24 protein-coding genes and 1 pseudogene are annotated in these 15,745 nt (G+C 37.7%); 23 read left to right on the top strand and 2 right to left on the bottom strand.

What is annotated here, in order from left to right; all coding sequences use genetic code 11:
- Positions 1-421: 421 nt before the first annotated feature.
- Together ACSAJE_RS03900 and ACSAJE_RS03895 are read right to left on the bottom strand one after the other, a co-directional pair.
- Positions 422-1,012 carry a CPBP family intramembrane glutamic endopeptidase gene (locus ACSAJE_RS03900; protein WP_458009733.1) on the bottom strand — a complete coding sequence of 197 codons (591 nt, stop codon included), beginning with the start codon at positions 1,010-1,012 and terminating at the stop codon, positions 422-424.
- A 77-nt stretch (positions 1,013-1,089) separates the two neighbouring features.
- A complete protein-coding gene (locus ACSAJE_RS03895; protein ID WP_458009732.1) occupies positions 1,090-1,794 on the bottom strand; it encodes a TetR/AcrR family transcriptional regulator in 705 nt (234 codons plus the stop codon).
- A 326-nt stretch (positions 1,795-2,120) separates the two neighbouring features.
- Between ACSAJE_RS03895 and ACSAJE_RS03890 the strand changes: the two genes are divergently transcribed.
- The 23 genes and pseudogenes from ACSAJE_RS03890 to ACSAJE_RS03780 all read left to right on the top strand — a co-directional run bounded on the left by ACSAJE_RS03890 (position 2,121) and on the right by ACSAJE_RS03780 (position 15,744).
- Complete coding sequence (locus tag ACSAJE_RS03890) at positions 2,121-2,750, top strand: TetR/AcrR family transcriptional regulator (RefSeq protein WP_458009731.1); 630 nt, start codon at positions 2,121-2,123, stop codon at positions 2,748-2,750.
- Positions 2,751-2,770: 20 nt separating this feature from the next.
- Positions 2,771-3,655, top strand: a complete 885-nt coding sequence (locus tag ACSAJE_RS03885; protein WP_458009730.1) for an alpha/beta fold hydrolase — start codon at positions 2,771-2,773, stop codon at positions 3,653-3,655.
- A 149-nt stretch (positions 3,656-3,804) separates the two neighbouring features.
- On the top strand, positions 3,805-4,221 hold the full coding sequence (locus tag ACSAJE_RS03880) for a hypothetical protein (protein WP_458009729.1): 417 nt from the start codon (positions 3,805-3,807) through the stop codon (positions 4,219-4,221).
- Between the two features lie 148 nt (positions 4,222-4,369).
- Positions 4,370-5,002 carry a TetR/AcrR family transcriptional regulator gene (locus ACSAJE_RS03875; RefSeq protein WP_458009728.1) on the top strand — a complete coding sequence of 211 codons (633 nt, stop codon included), beginning with the start codon at positions 4,370-4,372 and terminating at the stop codon, positions 5,000-5,002.
- Positions 4,983-5,804: an alpha/beta fold hydrolase gene (locus ACSAJE_RS03870; RefSeq protein WP_458009727.1), complete on the top strand. Its 822-nt coding sequence runs from the start codon at positions 4,983-4,985 to the stop codon at positions 5,802-5,804. Before ACSAJE_RS03875 ends, ACSAJE_RS03870 begins: the two co-directional genes overlap by 20 nt.
- Positions 5,801-6,382, top strand: a complete 582-nt coding sequence (locus ACSAJE_RS03865) for a DJ-1/PfpI family protein (RefSeq protein WP_458009726.1) — start codon at positions 5,801-5,803, stop codon at positions 6,380-6,382. Before ACSAJE_RS03870 ends, ACSAJE_RS03865 begins: the two co-directional genes overlap by 4 nt.
- An 83-nt stretch (positions 6,383-6,465) precedes the next feature.
- On the top strand, positions 6,466-6,666 hold the full coding sequence (locus ACSAJE_RS03860; protein WP_443785780.1) for a hypothetical protein: 201 nt from the start codon (positions 6,466-6,468) through the stop codon (positions 6,664-6,666).
- 211 nt (positions 6,667-6,877) lie between these two features.
- The gene (locus ACSAJE_RS03855) at positions 6,878-7,075 is read left to right on the top strand and encodes a hypothetical protein (protein WP_458009725.1); all 198 of its coding nucleotides are present in this window, start codon (positions 6,878-6,880) and stop codon (positions 7,073-7,075) included.
- Positions 7,035-8,462: pseudogene (locus ACSAJE_RS03850) on the top strand (VirB4-like conjugal transfer ATPase, CD1110 family); the annotation flags it as partial. The gene ACSAJE_RS03855 and the pseudogene ACSAJE_RS03850, both read left to right, overlap by 41 nt.
- A 4-nt stretch (positions 8,463-8,466) precedes the next feature.
- Entirely contained in the window at positions 8,467-8,967 is a 501-nt protein-coding gene (locus tag ACSAJE_RS03845; protein ID WP_458009724.1) for an alpha/beta fold hydrolase, read from the top strand.
- 90 nt (positions 8,968-9,057) lie between these two features.
- Positions 9,058-9,273, top strand: a complete 216-nt coding sequence (locus ACSAJE_RS03840) for a DUF6462 family protein (protein ID WP_118558951.1) — start codon at positions 9,058-9,060, stop codon at positions 9,271-9,273.
- 195 nt (positions 9,274-9,468) lie between these two features.
- Positions 9,469-10,323 (top strand): integrase DNA-binding domain-containing protein, encoded by an 855-nt coding sequence (locus ACSAJE_RS03835; RefSeq protein WP_458009723.1) that lies wholly within the window; start codon positions 9,469-9,471, stop codon positions 10,321-10,323.
- Complete coding sequence (locus ACSAJE_RS03830) at positions 10,310-10,702, top strand: hypothetical protein (RefSeq protein ID WP_458009722.1); 393 nt, start codon at positions 10,310-10,312, stop codon at positions 10,700-10,702. Before ACSAJE_RS03835 ends, ACSAJE_RS03830 begins: the two co-directional genes overlap by 14 nt.
- A gap of 56 nt (positions 10,703-10,758) precedes the next feature.
- Entirely contained in the window at positions 10,759-10,944 is a 186-nt protein-coding gene (locus ACSAJE_RS03825; RefSeq protein WP_118691522.1) for a hypothetical protein, read from the top strand.
- A gap of 43 nt (positions 10,945-10,987) precedes the next feature.
- Positions 10,988-11,275: a hypothetical protein gene (locus tag ACSAJE_RS03820; protein WP_118691521.1), complete on the top strand. Its 288-nt coding sequence runs from the start codon at positions 10,988-10,990 to the stop codon at positions 11,273-11,275.
- Positions 11,276-11,693: 418 nt separating this feature from the next.
- Positions 11,694-12,131 carry a radical SAM mobile pair system MarR family transcriptional regulator gene (locus ACSAJE_RS03815; RefSeq protein WP_004853467.1) on the top strand — a complete coding sequence of 146 codons (438 nt, stop codon included), beginning with the start codon at positions 11,694-11,696 and terminating at the stop codon, positions 12,129-12,131.
- Positions 12,128-12,817: a radical SAM mobile pair protein A gene (locus tag ACSAJE_RS03810; RefSeq protein WP_118691354.1), complete on the top strand. Its 690-nt coding sequence runs from the start codon at positions 12,128-12,130 to the stop codon at positions 12,815-12,817. Before ACSAJE_RS03815 ends, ACSAJE_RS03810 begins: the two co-directional genes overlap by 4 nt.
- Positions 12,805-13,713: a radical SAM mobile pair protein B gene (locus ACSAJE_RS03805; RefSeq protein ID WP_015567824.1), complete on the top strand. Its 909-nt coding sequence runs from the start codon at positions 12,805-12,807 to the stop codon at positions 13,711-13,713. Before ACSAJE_RS03810 ends, ACSAJE_RS03805 begins: the two co-directional genes overlap by 13 nt.
- A gap of 89 nt (positions 13,714-13,802) precedes the next feature.
- The gene (locus ACSAJE_RS03800) at positions 13,803-14,072 is read left to right on the top strand and encodes a hypothetical protein (RefSeq protein ID WP_118691355.1); all 270 of its coding nucleotides are present in this window, start codon (positions 13,803-13,805) and stop codon (positions 14,070-14,072) included.
- Positions 14,073-14,123: 51 nt separating this feature from the next.
- Positions 14,124-14,351: a tyrosine-type recombinase/integrase gene (locus ACSAJE_RS03795; protein WP_458010047.1), complete on the top strand. Its 228-nt coding sequence runs from the start codon at positions 14,124-14,126 to the stop codon at positions 14,349-14,351.
- A gap of 54 nt (positions 14,352-14,405) precedes the next feature.
- Positions 14,406-14,708 carry a type II toxin-antitoxin system RelB/DinJ family antitoxin gene (locus ACSAJE_RS03790; protein ID WP_176694763.1) on the top strand — a complete coding sequence of 101 codons (303 nt, stop codon included), beginning with the start codon at positions 14,406-14,408 and terminating at the stop codon, positions 14,706-14,708.
- Positions 14,708-15,028: a type II toxin-antitoxin system RelE/ParE family toxin gene (locus ACSAJE_RS03785; RefSeq protein WP_015553868.1), complete on the top strand. Its 321-nt coding sequence runs from the start codon at positions 14,708-14,710 to the stop codon at positions 15,026-15,028. The genes ACSAJE_RS03790 and ACSAJE_RS03785 overlap by 1 nt, the downstream gene beginning before the upstream one ends.
- A 131-nt stretch (positions 15,029-15,159) precedes the next feature.
- Positions 15,160-15,744 (top strand): helix-turn-helix domain-containing protein, encoded by a 585-nt coding sequence (locus ACSAJE_RS03780; protein ID WP_249298424.1) that lies wholly within the window; start codon positions 15,160-15,162, stop codon positions 15,742-15,744.
- The last annotated feature ends 1 nt before the right edge of the window (position 15,745 follow it).

The following is a 15,745-nucleotide window of genomic DNA, read 5'->3' as shown; positions in this document are numbered from 1 at the left end:
AAAAATCATCGACATCCGACCTACAGCACGTTATAATATAGTTAATCTAATAAGAAAACCAAGTGATTATTGTTACGAAGCTGAAGCGTAATGGTGGACAACCGATTGAACTCGATGGAATGGAATGGTTATATTCTCCAGGTGCTCCGAGCACCAGACGGGTACCAATAATTAAGTCCATCCAAGTACCCAATGGAGATAACTATAGTGTAGGATAAGATTTAGGTTGTCAATGAATGTAAAAATGGTTTTCTTACTTGATGAAAACAGTCCTGACGAAGTATCGCTCAGATTAGATTAAAAAATCTAGTCTGAGCGATTTTTTCGTTCAGGGAAAAGGAGAAAATGTCATTGATAGAAAAGACTGATACCAGAGATTCGGATGAAAAAGTAGTTGAGTTTCTCCCTGATTGTAATAAATTTATTTGAATATATTCGTCGTTTTGCAGAGCCTGACTATAATCAAAGAAACAAGGATCATAACTGCAGCTGTAATAACATTTGCCACTGAACTTTCCAAAGGATCATAACGAAATACTTCCGGTAGAGCATTGACGATACTATGACACAACATACAAAGCCATACGCTTCCGGTAACCTCCCTTATGCACGCAAGCATAAAGCTTGAGCCCAACACGAATAATCCGAATATGAAATAGTTTTTTTGGTATTGATGTACTCCGGGGATAAAAAACAGGGGAAGATGCCAAATCCACCAGATTGCCGTAGTTATTATGCCGGATACAACAAAGTTGAATTTCTTATTAAGCTCCGGAAAGGTAATAATGCTCCAGCCTGCTTCTTCCAGACCACCGCCTACTATCATGGCAGGAATCAGGGGGATGAGCATATATATCGGTGATCCTTTCTCGTATCCACCAATCATGCAAGTCAGGATTAAATGCAGTATAGGAAGCAATATTGCCAACGCATATGCAAAAAAGCCATGTTTAAAGTCGAAAACAACCTTAAGCCAATCCTTAAAACCTGCTACAGCCTTGTTCTTTTTCAAGGCAATATACGACGCTATCGTCGTGGAAAAACCTCCGAGAATATAGGGTGCATTGATCCATGCGTGACTCTCCTTTGTTATACCGTTAATTCCGCAGATAACGCACATCCCCCAACAAACACCCATGATAATAAACGTGATCCAAAGGTGGTCGAAGAACAGTTTCTTATTGAATTTTTTTTTTTTCCATTGTTTTTCGTCTCCTCAATAATCAGGCCGCAAATTGCCTGCATCATAATTAAAATTGCCTTTTTCTGTCCTGTTTCGCCAAAATTTCCCGGACTCGTGATTATTGCCTGCAAAGCAAGCATCAAATACGACAGTGTGCCGAAAAATTCTTCATTCGGCACAATACTCATCGCCTGACAGAATGTAATAAAATTATTCTTAGACTTTTCTTCCTCTTGTTTCCGATAACTTGGCGGAGCTTTCCTAAGGAGTATTTCTGTGTCCTCAGGCAGTAAGGACATAAACAGGAAATCCTTATTTGTAAAGAGGTCTCTCATCACCTCAATCGCACTATCCTTATTCTGGCGAATCTTCGGAGCTGCCTGAATCATCTTGTCGAAAAAAACACGTTCATTTTTCTTGATCACTTCATAAAGAAACAACTCTTTGCTGACATAGTACTTGTAAAAAGATCCCTTCGCCATCTGAACAGCATCCAGGATATCATCAAGCGTGATAGAAGAAATACCTTTCTGCGATATCAGTTCCACTGTTCGTTCATACATAAATTCCTTTTGAGCATCAACTTCTGCGTCTGTCAGTTTTCTCGGCATTATGCTCCTCCTTACGACTTTTTAAACCGGTTTAGTCCATTATGTATCACTCTATTGTGACTGTAAAGTTCAAAATGAAAAGGGCACTGCGTTTTTTTGCATAAGTGCTAAATAAAATAGTATTGTTGATAAACAGAAAAGAGCTGCAAACCAGCCATCGGCAGTCAGCTGGAAATCTTGGAGTAAGGCTGATATTGATGAAATTAATGGATTTTACCGATAATGGTAAAACATATCAAAAAATTAACATAATTAATCCTTGACAGGTGAACATTTGTTAACTATAATGCGATTAACAAACGTTCACTTTGTATGGAGGAAATACTATGACGACAAAAGAAAAGATTTTAAAAGAAGCATTAGAGCTCTTTGCAGTTAAGGGCTATGATGGAGTTTCTGTCAGAGAGATTGCAGGGGCGGTAGGGGTTAGGGAGAGTGCCTTGTATAAACATTTTAAAAATAAAGAGGACATTTTGAATAACATCATTGATGCCACAAAGGAGCGAATTGCAGGGGCGTATATTGAGAATCAGGTGCCGGAGGCTGTGGAGCCGGATGTTGCGGGTGGATATCGCAGGCTGACAACGGAAAAGCTGTGTGAGATTTCATGGAATTTATTTCAACTCTACACCAAAGATCCTGTGGTATCCAATATTCGCAAGCTTCTTATGCGGGAACAGTTTAGCAATTCAATCATTGCAAAAAAGTATAACCAGTTCTTTTTAAATGGTGTAGTGGAGCGACAGGCACAGACATTTGCAGCTTTGGTCGAGGATGGAGTTTTTCGTAAGGAAGATACGAAGATTATTGCATTGCAATTTTATGGACCAATTTTTCTTTTGTTTCAACGTTATGACTGTGAACCGGAACAGGAAGAAGCTATCAAAAGGATGCTCTATGAACATGTAAGAGCATTTGGCAGAAATTATAGCAGGAAAGAAGAACAGGCACTATGAAGAAAAAGAGGAAAATTCAAATGATTATTGTAGGAATAGTGTGCATCGCAGTGGTGCTTGGTGCAGTTAATTTTCTTTCAACCAGAAAAGCGGCACAGGAAAGGTTTGCCGTTTATGAGGAAAAATCCCAAACAATAGAAACTACTTATGGAACTCTAAGCTATATAGACGAAGGAGAGGGAGAAGTTATTTTAAGCTGTCATGGAATCTGCGGAGGATACGATCAGGCCTATGATACACTGGCGGGGAAGGAAGATAGTTATCGTATTCTGGCACCTTCCAGATTTGGGTATCCGGGAAGTGATATGCCTAAGGAACCTACAATTGAAAAGCAGGTAGAAGCTTTTGTGGAGCTGTTGGATGAACTGCATATAGATAAGACCTATGTGCTTGCAACCTCGGCGGGTGGAACGACAGCAATTCAATTTGCGCTGATGTACCCGGAACGCACGAAGGGACTTATTCTGTATTGTTCTGCTTATCCAGCATTGGAAAATCCAGAGAAAGAGCTTACGATAGCAGGTCCACCTGCTTTTCTTTGCAATGACTTTGCCATGTGGCTGATTAGTCCGCTGTTTGAGCCTGTTATGGGAATGGAACAGGATACAATTAAATTTATAATGCCATTTGCGGACAAAAAACAAGGAATTGTTTTTGATGGTAAGGTTACAAATACAGTTATGGTAAATAACTGGCAGGATTATGATATGAGTGAGCTTGAGGTGCCCGTTTTAAGTATTCACGCAAAAGATGATAAGCTGGCAAAGTTTGATCGTGTGGAAGGATGGATAGAGAAAATCCCTGACTGTATCTTTGTTCCATTGGAAGGTGGTGGACACCTGATGAAAGGAAATGATGAAATCATTGCCAAGGCGCTGGATACCTTTATCGAAAGGACAAAGTAAAAAGTTGGGATTTGCATTGTCAAATCGCACCATAAAAGGAATTGCTGTTAATGGAATATGTGTGTTTCCACTTTGCAGAGCAGTAAAGAATCTATTTATGAGTGAGTATAGTGAACTTCAGATAGGCTGTATGATAGGAGGAAAAACAGATGAAACTTTATTTTGGAAACATGGTAACAACAGTTACTACACTTATGAGTTTATCGCTGGTCGGGTTTGTAGAATATTCAATCAGTAGCAGAAGTAACATTAATTTCTGGGGCAGAAGGAGCCTGTTTGTTTTGGCATATGGTCTTGTTATATGCTGCTTTGCAGCCGCAAGAGACGGACTGGATAAAACAATTCAGTATACGATAGATGGAAGCTGTAATCCCGGTATATTTTCACTTGTGAGTGTTCCAAACATCGTTGGATGTGTCGGAGCTGCAATCATAATTATTGCAGCAATAGCAACACCAATTGCAAAGTCACAGCATATGCGTGAGATATGGTTTTATGTGATGTCCGGTGGAGTGATGCTAAAGATTGTAGTTATGGAGATTGCAAGAATTATACAGATGTTTTAGGAATGTTTTCATGAGAGTACACCACTATAGATAATAGAGACGTTATTATGAACAGATAGTCATTGACGTGATGATCAAATGAGGTCTTCCGTTAATCGGTCAATGGGTATATACTCATATTAACCGAATTGGTCAACGGAGGCAGCTTATGAATGAAAAATTTTATGCATTGCCGGAAGAAAAGCAATCGCAGATATTGAATGCTGCATATAAAGTATTTGCAACGAATCAATATAAAAAGGCACCAACCTCAGAAATTGTGGCAGAAGCCGGAATATCCAAATCGCTTTTGTTTCATTATTTTCATAACAAACTGGAGTTATATATTTTCCTATGGAATCATGCAGCGGATTTAACAAAAAAATATATGTGCGAATATAAGGTATATGAAACAGATGATTTTTTTGAAATGCTGCGTCGAGGTCTGATGGCTAAGTGTGCAGTGATGAGAAAATACACATTTTTATCCCTGTTTTCCATTAATTCATACTTTGAAACAGAACCCGATATTCAATCAATCATCCAACCGGATGTACAGGATGCCGCAAAAAAGACATTGGAAATGTTTCTGTCAATTTTAAATCTCGATTTAATTCGTAAGGATATAGAGTTTTCTCGTATATATAAAGAAATTCTGTATGCTTCAGACGGGATGCTTAAACATTGGTACAGAACAGGAAATTATGATGTAACTGTTTTTGAGCAGGAATATCTGGAAATGATAAATCATTGGGAAATGGTTTATGGAAAGGGGAAGGAAAATGATAGAAAGCAGTTATAAAACACGCTGTGGCTGCATCCATTATTTTGTAAATATAATAGATAAGCAGAAAATTACGTTAGTGTTTTTGCCGGGACTTACAGCAGACCACAGGCTTTTTGAAAAACAGATAGAATATTTTGAGAATAAACAGAATGTGTTTGTATGGGATGCACCGTCACATGCATTATCAAGACCATTTACGAATAATTACAGTCTGTCTGACATGGCAGAATGGCTTGATAAAATCTTGGCAAAAGAAGAAATTTATAATCCCATCATTATCGGTCAGTCTATGGGTGGATATCTGGCTCAAATGTATATGGAATTATATCCGGATAAGATAAAAGGCTTTATCTCCATTGATTCTGCACCACTTAAAAGGTCTTATATTACAGCAATGGAAATATGGCTTCTTGAAAGAACAGAGCCATTATATAAGATATATTCATGGAAAGCACTTCTTAGGGCAGGCTCAAGAGGGTGCGCAGAGACGGATTATGGTCAGAAGCTTATGCATAAGATGATGATGTCCTATGATTCGGATCCTAAAGAATATGCAAGGCTTGCCGGTTTTGGTTTCAGAATGCTTGCTGAGGCAATCAAAGCAGATCTGCCATATCATATCAGTTGTTCAGCTCTTCTTATCTGTGGCGAAAAGGATAAAGCGGGCTCAGTCAAAAGCTACAATAAAAAATGGCATCAGAGAGAAGGTTTACCGCTTAAATGGATAAAGAATGCTGGTCATAATTCCAATACGGATCAGCCGGATGAAGTCAACAGACTGATAGAAGAATTTATCAGCGAGGTAGAATGTATATGAAAGTATTATTGTTTTGCTGTAAGGGTTTTGAAATGATGGAGTTTTCTTCTTTTTACGATGTTTGCGGGTGGGCGAAAAGTGAACATGGATTTGATATGCAAGTAGATGTTTATGGGTTTACTAAGGTAGTACACAGTGCTTTTTGGAGAAATGAGCTTAAAGTTGATAGGTTGACAGAAGAAATCAGTGCGGATGAGTATGATGCTATTGCCATTCCAGGTGGAGATTATTTATATGGCTTTTTTGAGGAAGCATATGATGAACGATTCTTACAATTAATTTGTGAGTTTCACAAGCAAAGAAAGATTATTGCAAGTGTTTGTGTAGCTGCATTGCCGATTGGAAAAGCTGGGGTTCTGGAAGGCAGAAATGCTACTACCTATCATTTGAATGATGCATATCGTCAGAAAGAACTTGCTGAGTTTGGAGTTAACGTTATGAATGAGCCTATTGTAGTGGATAAAAATATAATTACTTCGTATTCCCCGCAAACTGCCAATGATGTTGCATTTATAATGTTAGAACGATTGCTTGGAAAAGAGAAAACTGATAGGGTTAAAAAAGGAATGGGTTGGTAGAATATATTCAAAAAGTCAGCTCCCAAAAGCAGATATGGTTATAGCAAATTTATTAGCGAAGTAGATAGAAAAGGAGTGTCTGGATGAAATTAAATATACAGTGGAAAAAAGTATTGTATGGAATTATATTGATAGTTATCGGTATAATATTGGCTGCTCTTCATTTTATTGTGGCTGGAGATGGTATCAGAGATTTCATTTCCAGTATTATTGCTGTTATATCGGTATTGGTAATATTAGTAGGAACTTATATTACATTAAGTGAAATCAAAAACTGTAAATGATAAATTTTAAAGTATTGTGAATGTTCTGCTGGTTGGTATATGGGATTGTTTTCTGAGGCTTTTGAAAAGAGTGTAACGATAACTATTGTTGATACAATTGTCAATAGTGGAGCTTCTGAATGCGAATTTGAAATATCAGAGCATATATAGAAAAACAAATTCAAGGTTTTGAGAGAGATTGAAAGCCTTGGAAGTTGGCGGTGATAATAATATGAATAATCCTTGGAAGGATATCAGCTTATCTGATTATGAGAATCATATGGCAATGGATTCTGTTCAACAGTTACAAGCAATGAATCAGATGATGAAAGGACAATTAAATCAATATGATGTACAATCTGCTATGATACTTGGGATTGCAGGTGGTAATGGTTTGGAGCATGTTGATACAGAGAAAGAAGGCGAGTGAGCCTTTGTATAAGACACCTAAATCCATTCAGGAAACCATAGAGATTATGGCGGTGGCTGAAAACGGCATTTTTGAAGTAAGCAAAAATAAGTATTCCAAATGCTACCGCTTTCAGGACATCAATTACACGACAGCAACCGAGGATGAGCAGATCGGTATTTTCGAGAGATACTGCAAGTTCTTAAATTCGCTGGACTGTAATTATAAGATTACGATCAACAATAAGAACAAAAACATGGATGAACTCCGTGACAAGGTTCTGATTGCTGAGAAAAACGATGGCTTCAATAATTATAGAAGTATCTACAATGACATCATTGAGGAGAAGATTATTGAGGGCAGACAGGGGATTGAGCAGGAGAGATATCTGACAATCACGATTGAGAGAAAGAACTTCGAGGAGGCAAAGGCACAGTTTGCAACCCTTGAGGCAACGATACACAAGGCTTTCATTGAGCTTGGTGCGGAGATTGTACCACTTAATGGCAATGAGAGACTGAAAGTGCTCTATGACTATTATCATCTTGGAGATGAGGGCAGCTTTGATTTTGATATCAAAAAGGCAAAGAAGGTCGGGGCAGATTTTAGAAATGATCTGTGCAATGGGATGGTGAAATATTTCCCGGACCATTTTGAGGATGAGAGTAAATTCTGCAAGGCACTTTTCATCAAAAAGTATCCGAGCAGTTTGTCAGACAGATTCATCAATGAGATTACTTCCCTTCCAGTTCATTCCATCACGAGCATTGATGTGGTGCCAGTTCCCAAGGATCTGACAACAAAGGTGCTTCAGAAGAAATACCTTGGTATTGAGTCGGATATCATTAAGCAGCAGAGAGTCCGTAATAAGAATAACGATTTTTCTACGGAAATCTCATATGCCAAAAGAACGGAGAAAAAGGAGATTGAGGAAATCATGGATGATGTCCGTGAGAATGACCAGTGCCTTTTCTTTGTGGGAGTAACCATTATTCTTATGGCAGAAAGCAAGAAGGAGCTTGAGAGTGTATGTGAGACAGTAGAGACTATCGGAAAGCGTAACAGCTGCACGATTGACACACACTACTTAAAGCAGAGGGAGGCACTCAACACAGCACTTCCGATTGGTGTAAGACAGGTGGAGACAATGCGTACACTTCTTACCCAGTCACTTGCGGTGCTTATGCCATTTAATGTGCAGGAATTAAATGACAGCACAGGGAACTATTATGGCATCAACCAGATCAGCAAGAATGTGAATATCGGCAACAGAAAGAAGCTCATTAACGGAAATGGCTTCATTTTCGGAGTGCCGGGTTCCGGTAAATCCTTCTTCTGTAAGATGGAGATGGGCAGCGTATTCTTGTCGGGTGATGATGAGATAATCGTCATAGATCCAATGAACGAATAAGATGACAGATATTACATCTGTTCCTCAATATATTCAGATGACAGATAAGTTAACCGGTTATGGATATAATTTAGAAGCAAGTAGTGACAAAGTGATATTATTCTTTGGAGGCTCAAATTATATTGCATATAATTCTGTGGGAAAATATGCGCATAATTTTGAATGTCCATTTTTAGCAGTTGATTATTACGGAACACAGGATAGTAAAGGAAATATGAATTTACAGACAATGAAGAAATCGGCCACAGAATTGTATGACTGGGCGCAAGAGGAATATCCGCAATCAGAAATTGTAATTATGGGACATAGTTATGGAGCCGGTATGGCTACATATCTTGCAAGTGTAAGAAAATGCAAAACTTTAGTGTTAGCGGCCGGCTATAGAGATATTTCTGATTTGTATAATAAAATGATACCGATATTCCGGGGACCTTTGAAAGTATTTATTTCAAACAATATCAAGACATCGAGCAGATCGTACCGATTGACCGCAGACTGGTAAAGAGCAAGATCGGATATATCTGTAATAAGGAAGTAATGAGTGCGATTGATGCGGCAATCCGTATTCAACTGGGTATTAAGGAGAAAGCAGATGGCAGTGAAGAATAACAGAGAGGGAGCAAAGCCTGCAAAGATAAAAAAGCGTTTTGTCAGATACCGTGAAGGTGCAGAACTTTACAGTATGAGTGAAAGAAAGTTTATGGATCTGGCAAAAGATGCACAGGCAACCTATAAGATCAATCAGGTGGTTTTAGTGAACTGTGATATTTTAGATGAATATCTGGAGTCATTCCGGATCACCGATTGACGGAAGTAATGGATATAGAATTGATAGGAAAGATTTTTCTATGCAAATGTCAGAAAATGCTTGCAAACATATGTTCGATGTTGTATACTATGGTTAGATTGAATAACAATCAGTATTGAAACAGTGTATTGTGACTATGGCAGAGAGTATTGCGAGAGAAATCTTTCCTTTTTATTTTTTGGAAGGAGAGATTATATGGCAACACGCAAGGATACACGAGGCAGAGTCTTGAAGCAGGGAGAATGTCAGAGAAAGGATGGAAGATATTCTTATGCATACACCGATCCGTTTGGAAGACGAAAATATATTTATTCCAAAGATTTAATGAAACTGCGAAATAGAGAGAAGCAATTGCAAAAAGATCAATTAGATGGTTTGGATACTTATACAGCTGCAGTTGCAACAATCAATTATGTGTTTGAACGGTATATGGCAACTAAATCAGAACTTAGGAAGTCTACATATACAGGTTATATTTATATGTATAACCGATTTGTAAAGGATTCTTTTGGTAAGAAACTGATTGCAGAAGTCAAGTATTCGGATGTACTTTTTTACTACGGTCATTTAATCGAGGAAAAGAATTTGCAGATTAGTACCGTAGATAGAATTCATACATTATTACATCCTGTGTTTCAGTTAGCAGTGAGGGATAACATTATTCGAACCAATCCGACAGACGGATGTATGGCAGTGATAAAGAAGCGAAACTCATACGCCCGAAGAGAAAGAAGGGCATTAACAATTCCACAACAGAAAGCATTTCTACAATATACGCGTCAAAATCCCGTATATTGCAGATGGGCACCACTGTTTACCATTTTATTGGGAACTGGAGCCAGAATTGGAGAGATTATTGGATTGCGTTGGGAAGATGTGGATTTTGAAAATCGGGAGATTAGCATTAACCACAGTATTTCCTATAGACCGGATGCTAATGATGATTTCAAATGTTCTTATATGCTTTCTATGTCAAAGACGGCAGCCGGTATTCGCACTATTCCCATGTTGGATGCAGTATATGACGCATTACGGGATGGAGAAGTTTAAATCCGTATTAACAAATGAACAAATTGGTTTTTTTGAAAAACTAGGAATTGATATAAGTAACCTCAGCGTAGACTACCATTTATATAATTCGACTGAAATATTTGAAACTAGATTTTTGCTAAAAGGAAAATTTATATCTTTACCATCGTCGCAAGTGAAAACTTATTTAGATATCGAATTTTTAAATGATTCCATATTAAAAAATATAAAAACAACAGATGTTAGCGAAGAAGATATGGCTAAAAACCATATTGAAAATATGCAGTTTTCTTTTAAACATCCAATAATATATAGCAACAAAAAAATATACAAAAAATGGGATTGCGGATATATTTTTTGTGTGGTAATATTGAAAGTACAATATCTCCACAAACGTTGATATGTATTTTAATAAAGATTTGCAAAGATGATAATTGTTTTCAAGGAGACTAAAAAATGAGCAAACAAAAAATAGGTGGCGTGGCTTTAATGATTTTTGGAATAATCGTATTGCTTTATGTAAAAATATTTCCCTCTTTCATAACATTTTTCAGGGGAAACATCTGGAAAATCGCACTTATATTTATGGGGATTTTGTTTGTACTTTTGGGTGTTTTTAATCTTGTTCATAAAGAAAATTAGTTTCTAATAATTTAAGACAATATAAAAGCGGTTCAAATCAAATTTGCCGAAGATAGAATATACAAAAGCCATAATAATAGGTATTGCATTAAAAAACGAACTGCAATACCTATTGTTTTATATTCAAGAATCAACAATATTGTTTTTATATACTGTTTTAAATTATGAGGGTAGATCAACCACGGATATTGATTTTATGTTAAGAAGAATGTCAAATGATGTAGCCTTGCAGCATAAAGGAACGCCATATGAGAAAGATAGTATGAAACAAATAAAAGCATTTGATCAGAATGAATATTTGGGGATGTGGTTGTTGAAGGAAAATGCATAGAAATAGCATGTTTACATCAATTTGAGAACTGGCCGTTTATAATGTGCGGGTTCTGGAATGTATTCGGTCAACCAGTAATAAAAAAATCAGAAGCATTTCAATCAGTTCACCATGTCGGTTTTATTTTGTGTTATACTGTTTTATAGATTTTTCTTGCCCTTGTATTTTCCCTTATCAGAGTTCGTAAACTTATATGGGAAGATATAACACAAGGGAAACAATAATGGAAAGCTCACCTGCGATAAATCCAGTGTTTTCAAGGACTTGCGGAGAATTTGATAACAAAATATAACAGTTATTAAATCTCTTAGAACAGGTGAAATCTCAATCGGAATTTACCTATTAAGACATATAAACTCTTGACAATAAAACTCCTATATAGTATGTTTTTAATAAACTACTATATAGGAGCTTTTGTATGGAAATGAATGGAGGATTTCTTGTCACCAAAATAAAACAGCTTGGAGACCGGATTTTCGAGAAGATTCTCAGTGAAAAGAATATTGATGCGTTTAATGGAGCTCAGGGACGTATTCTTTATGTGCTGTGGCAGGAGGATGGTATCTCAATCAGGTCACTCTCGACTAAATGCGGATTAGCGATAACATCTCTTACTACGATGCTGGAAAGAATGGAAAATCAAGGGCTGATAAGCCGTGTTCAGTCTGAAACGGACAAAAGGAAAACACTCCTGTTTCTGACTGAGAAAGCACATGCCTTAAAGGGCGAGTACGATTCTGTATCTGATGAGATGGGCAGTATTTACTACAAAGGTTTTTCAGAGGAAGAAATTACCCGGTTTGAGGAATGCCTCGACCGCATCAGAAAGAATCTTGAGGAGTGGCAGAAGTCATGAGTATTTGTATCAAAGATCTGATTCAGAACATGAATATCGTCATTGGCTGCACAGTGGGGTGTACATATTGCTATGCCCACAATAACGTGAAACGCTGGCATATGATTGATGACTTCGCTGACCCTGAATTCTTTCCGGGTAAGCTTAAGATGATGGAAAAGAAACGTCCGCAGAACTTTCTTCTTACCGGCATGAGCGATCTCTCCGGATGGAAGCCGGAATGGAGAGACGAGGTATTTGTAAAGATCCGTGAAAATCCGCAGCATCAGTTCCTGTTCCTTACCAAGCGACCTGATTTGCTGGATTTTGATACCGATTTGGAAAACGCATGGTTTGGCGTTACGGTGACGAGGAAAGCAGAACTGTGGCGTATCGATGCTCTTCGGAAAAACGTCAGAGCAAAACATTACCATGTTACCTTTGAGCCGTTATTCGACGATCCCGGCACAGTTGACCTTTCCGGAATCAATTGGATCGTTGTCGGCACCATGACCGGAGCTCAGAGCAGGAAGATTCATACGGAACCGGAATGGGCATGGTCTCTGACGGACCAGGCACATAAGCTCGGCATTCCGGTGTTTATGAAGGAAGACCTTGTCCCTGTCATAGGGGATGAAAATATGATTCAGGAAATGCCGGAAGAATTTAATAAAGTGTTAGAGGTACAGAAATCATGGAAGAAGTAATGAATGGAATCCTCATTCGTGAGGTGGAAACAAAGAACATCATGACTAAGTCTAGTCTGCCGGTAGGCGGTTACTCGGTCAATCCCTATGTGGGCTGTACACATGCCTGCAAGTATTGCTATGCTTCTTTTATGAAGCGCTTTACCGGGCACAAGGAGGAATGGGGCACTTTCCTTGATGTGAAGCATTGGCCGGAAATTAAAAATCCGAAGAAATATGCCGGACAGCGGGTGGTCATCGGTTCTGTGACAGATGGCTACAATCCACAGGAGGAGCAATTCGGGAATACCAGAAAACTTCTGGAGCAGCTGATCGGCAGTGACGCAGATATTCTGATCTGCACAAAGTCGGATCTTGTGGTACGGGATATTGATCTGTTGAAGAAGCTTGGACGTGTAACCGTTTCATGGTCGATCAACACACTAGATGAAAATTTCAAGAACGATATGGATTCTGCTTCGAGCATTGAGCACCGTATCGCTGCTATGAAGCAGGTATATGAGGCAGGTATCCGTACAGTCTGTTTCGTATCCCCGGTATTCCCCGGTATCACGGATTTTGAAGCAATCTTTGAGCGGGTAAAGAATCAGTGCGATCTGTTCTGGCTCGAAAATCTCAATCTTCGAGGCGGTTTCAAAAAGACAATTATGGATTATATCGCCGGAAAATATCCTGATCTTGTACCACTTTACGACGAGATCTATAACAAGCATAATCGCAGCTACTTTGAAGCACTTGAAGTAAAAGCTGAGAAAATGGCTAAGAAGTATGATTGTGCCTTTGTGGATAATGAAATGCCTTATGGCAGAGTCCCGCAGGGGCATCCGGTGATCGTAGATTATTTCTATCATGAGGAAATCCGTGGGACAGAGAATACCGGAAAAAGAAATCGCTAAATTTGGATTTATAGGGATGCTGTGAAATCGGAAAGTTGTGGAGTTGTACATACAGTTCAATTGAATTATGATTTGGGAGGAGAGATAGAGTGAAAAAATTTTTTTCTCCACTTATGGCTATTCTTTCAATTGTTTCACCTATTTGTATAGTTGGAATAATGTGTATGATTGAAACTGAAATTATTGAAGCAGTTATTAGTGGATTGGTGCTTGGTTGTATGGTTGGGAGTGTGTTCAGTATAATCTTTTGGGTTACCAATAAATATAAGAATAAAATTTTAAGAATAATATCATTAATCCCATTAGTATTTGTTGGATTATATTCATTGTTGTTTATTCTATATTTGGCGTATAAGTAGATAAGTGCAAATTTCAGTAATACGCTCTGTTGATGTGCTGATTTTTCTACGATATACTCCTTCAAAAAGGAGTGTGATCTTATGGGTAAGAAGTTAGGTGTAGAAAAGGTACACCCACATAAGTTCAGAAGGACTATGGCCACCAGAGCAATTGAGAAAGGTATGCCGATTGAACAGGTACAGAAAATTCTGGGACATGAGCAAATAGATACAACGCTCAGATATGCAATGGTTAATCAAAACAATGTGAAGCTATCGCATCGAAAATATATTTCATAGATTGACTTGTAACGCAAAAGACGTTACAATAAAAGAAAGATGGAGGTGTATTCTATGGGAAAAACAGCAACATTAAATATAAGAGTAAATCCAGATGTAAAAGAAAATGCAGAAAGTGTATTGGCACAATTAGGGATACCAATGGCTACTGCTATAGATATGTATTTAAAACAAATATCATTAGTAGGAGGAATTCCCTTTTCTATTGTATTACCAAAAGCAGCTAATTCAGTGAATGCAGATATGATGTCTGCTACACAGATTCATCAAAAGTTAGAAAAAGGATATGCCGATATAGAGAAAGGAAATGTTGAGGATGCAGCTAGTGCGTTTGTGGCATTTAGAGAGAGGCATTAATGAAGCAATATAAGGTAGAGATTACAAAAGAAGCTTTGCAGGATATGGAAGATATATACAATTATATTGCTATAGATTTGCTTGCTCCGGATAATGCAATGGGGCAATATAATCGTATTGCTGATGAAATACTTACATTAGACACTTTCCCAGAACGATTTAGGATTATGGATTCTGAGCCGGAAAAGAGAATGGAGTTGCGTAGAATGCTCGTCGATAATTATTCAGTGTTTTACACAATCCGTGACGAAAGGGTAATTGTAACGGATGTGTTATATACGGCATCTGATATAGAAGCACGTTTGAGAGGCGAGCTATAAAAGCACGCGTTTATTTGAATTTTACGCACTGTAAAATACTTTTGACATGGCTAAAATGGACAATGTAAAAGCATTTTGATAGACCAAAATTTCTTTTTTGATTAAAGTGGGTTATGAAGGAGGTGACAAAGATGGAACTTAGCAAGCAGATAAAAAAATATCGAACAGAGACAAATTTATCGCAAGAGGAGTTGGCAGATAAAATTTATGTTTCAAGACAAACTATATCAAATTGGGAAAATGAAAAAAATTATCCTGATATTAAAAGTTTAGTGCTTATGAGTGAAGTCTTTCAGGTATCTCTTGATAATTTAGTCAAAGGAGATTTAGAAAGAATGAAAAAAGAAATTGACACACAGGAATATGCAAAATTTCAAAAGGATAGCACTATTTTTACCGTATTATTTATTGCTTTGCTGATAGTACCTATACCGCTTGTAATGTTATGGAAGTGGTTTGGAATGGCATTGTATTTATGTTTGTTTGGAATAGGAATGTATTTTGCTGTCAGAATTGAAAAGTACAAGAAGAAATATGATATTCAGACTTTTAAAGAAATTGTTGCATTTACTGACGGGAAGAGTTTGGATGAAATTGAAAAAGCAAGGGAAGAAGGCAAAAGGCCATATCAAAAAGCTCTCTTGGTAGCTGGTTCAGCGGCATTGGCTGTTATAATTGCACTTATAATGACTGCTGTAATGAGATTATTCTCTTGAG

Source organism: Jutongia sp. SJQ-6 (assembly GCF_054161275.1).
The sequence above is the reverse complement of the archived record's forward strand: the minus strand, read 5'-3'. Positions and strand labels throughout refer to the sequence as shown.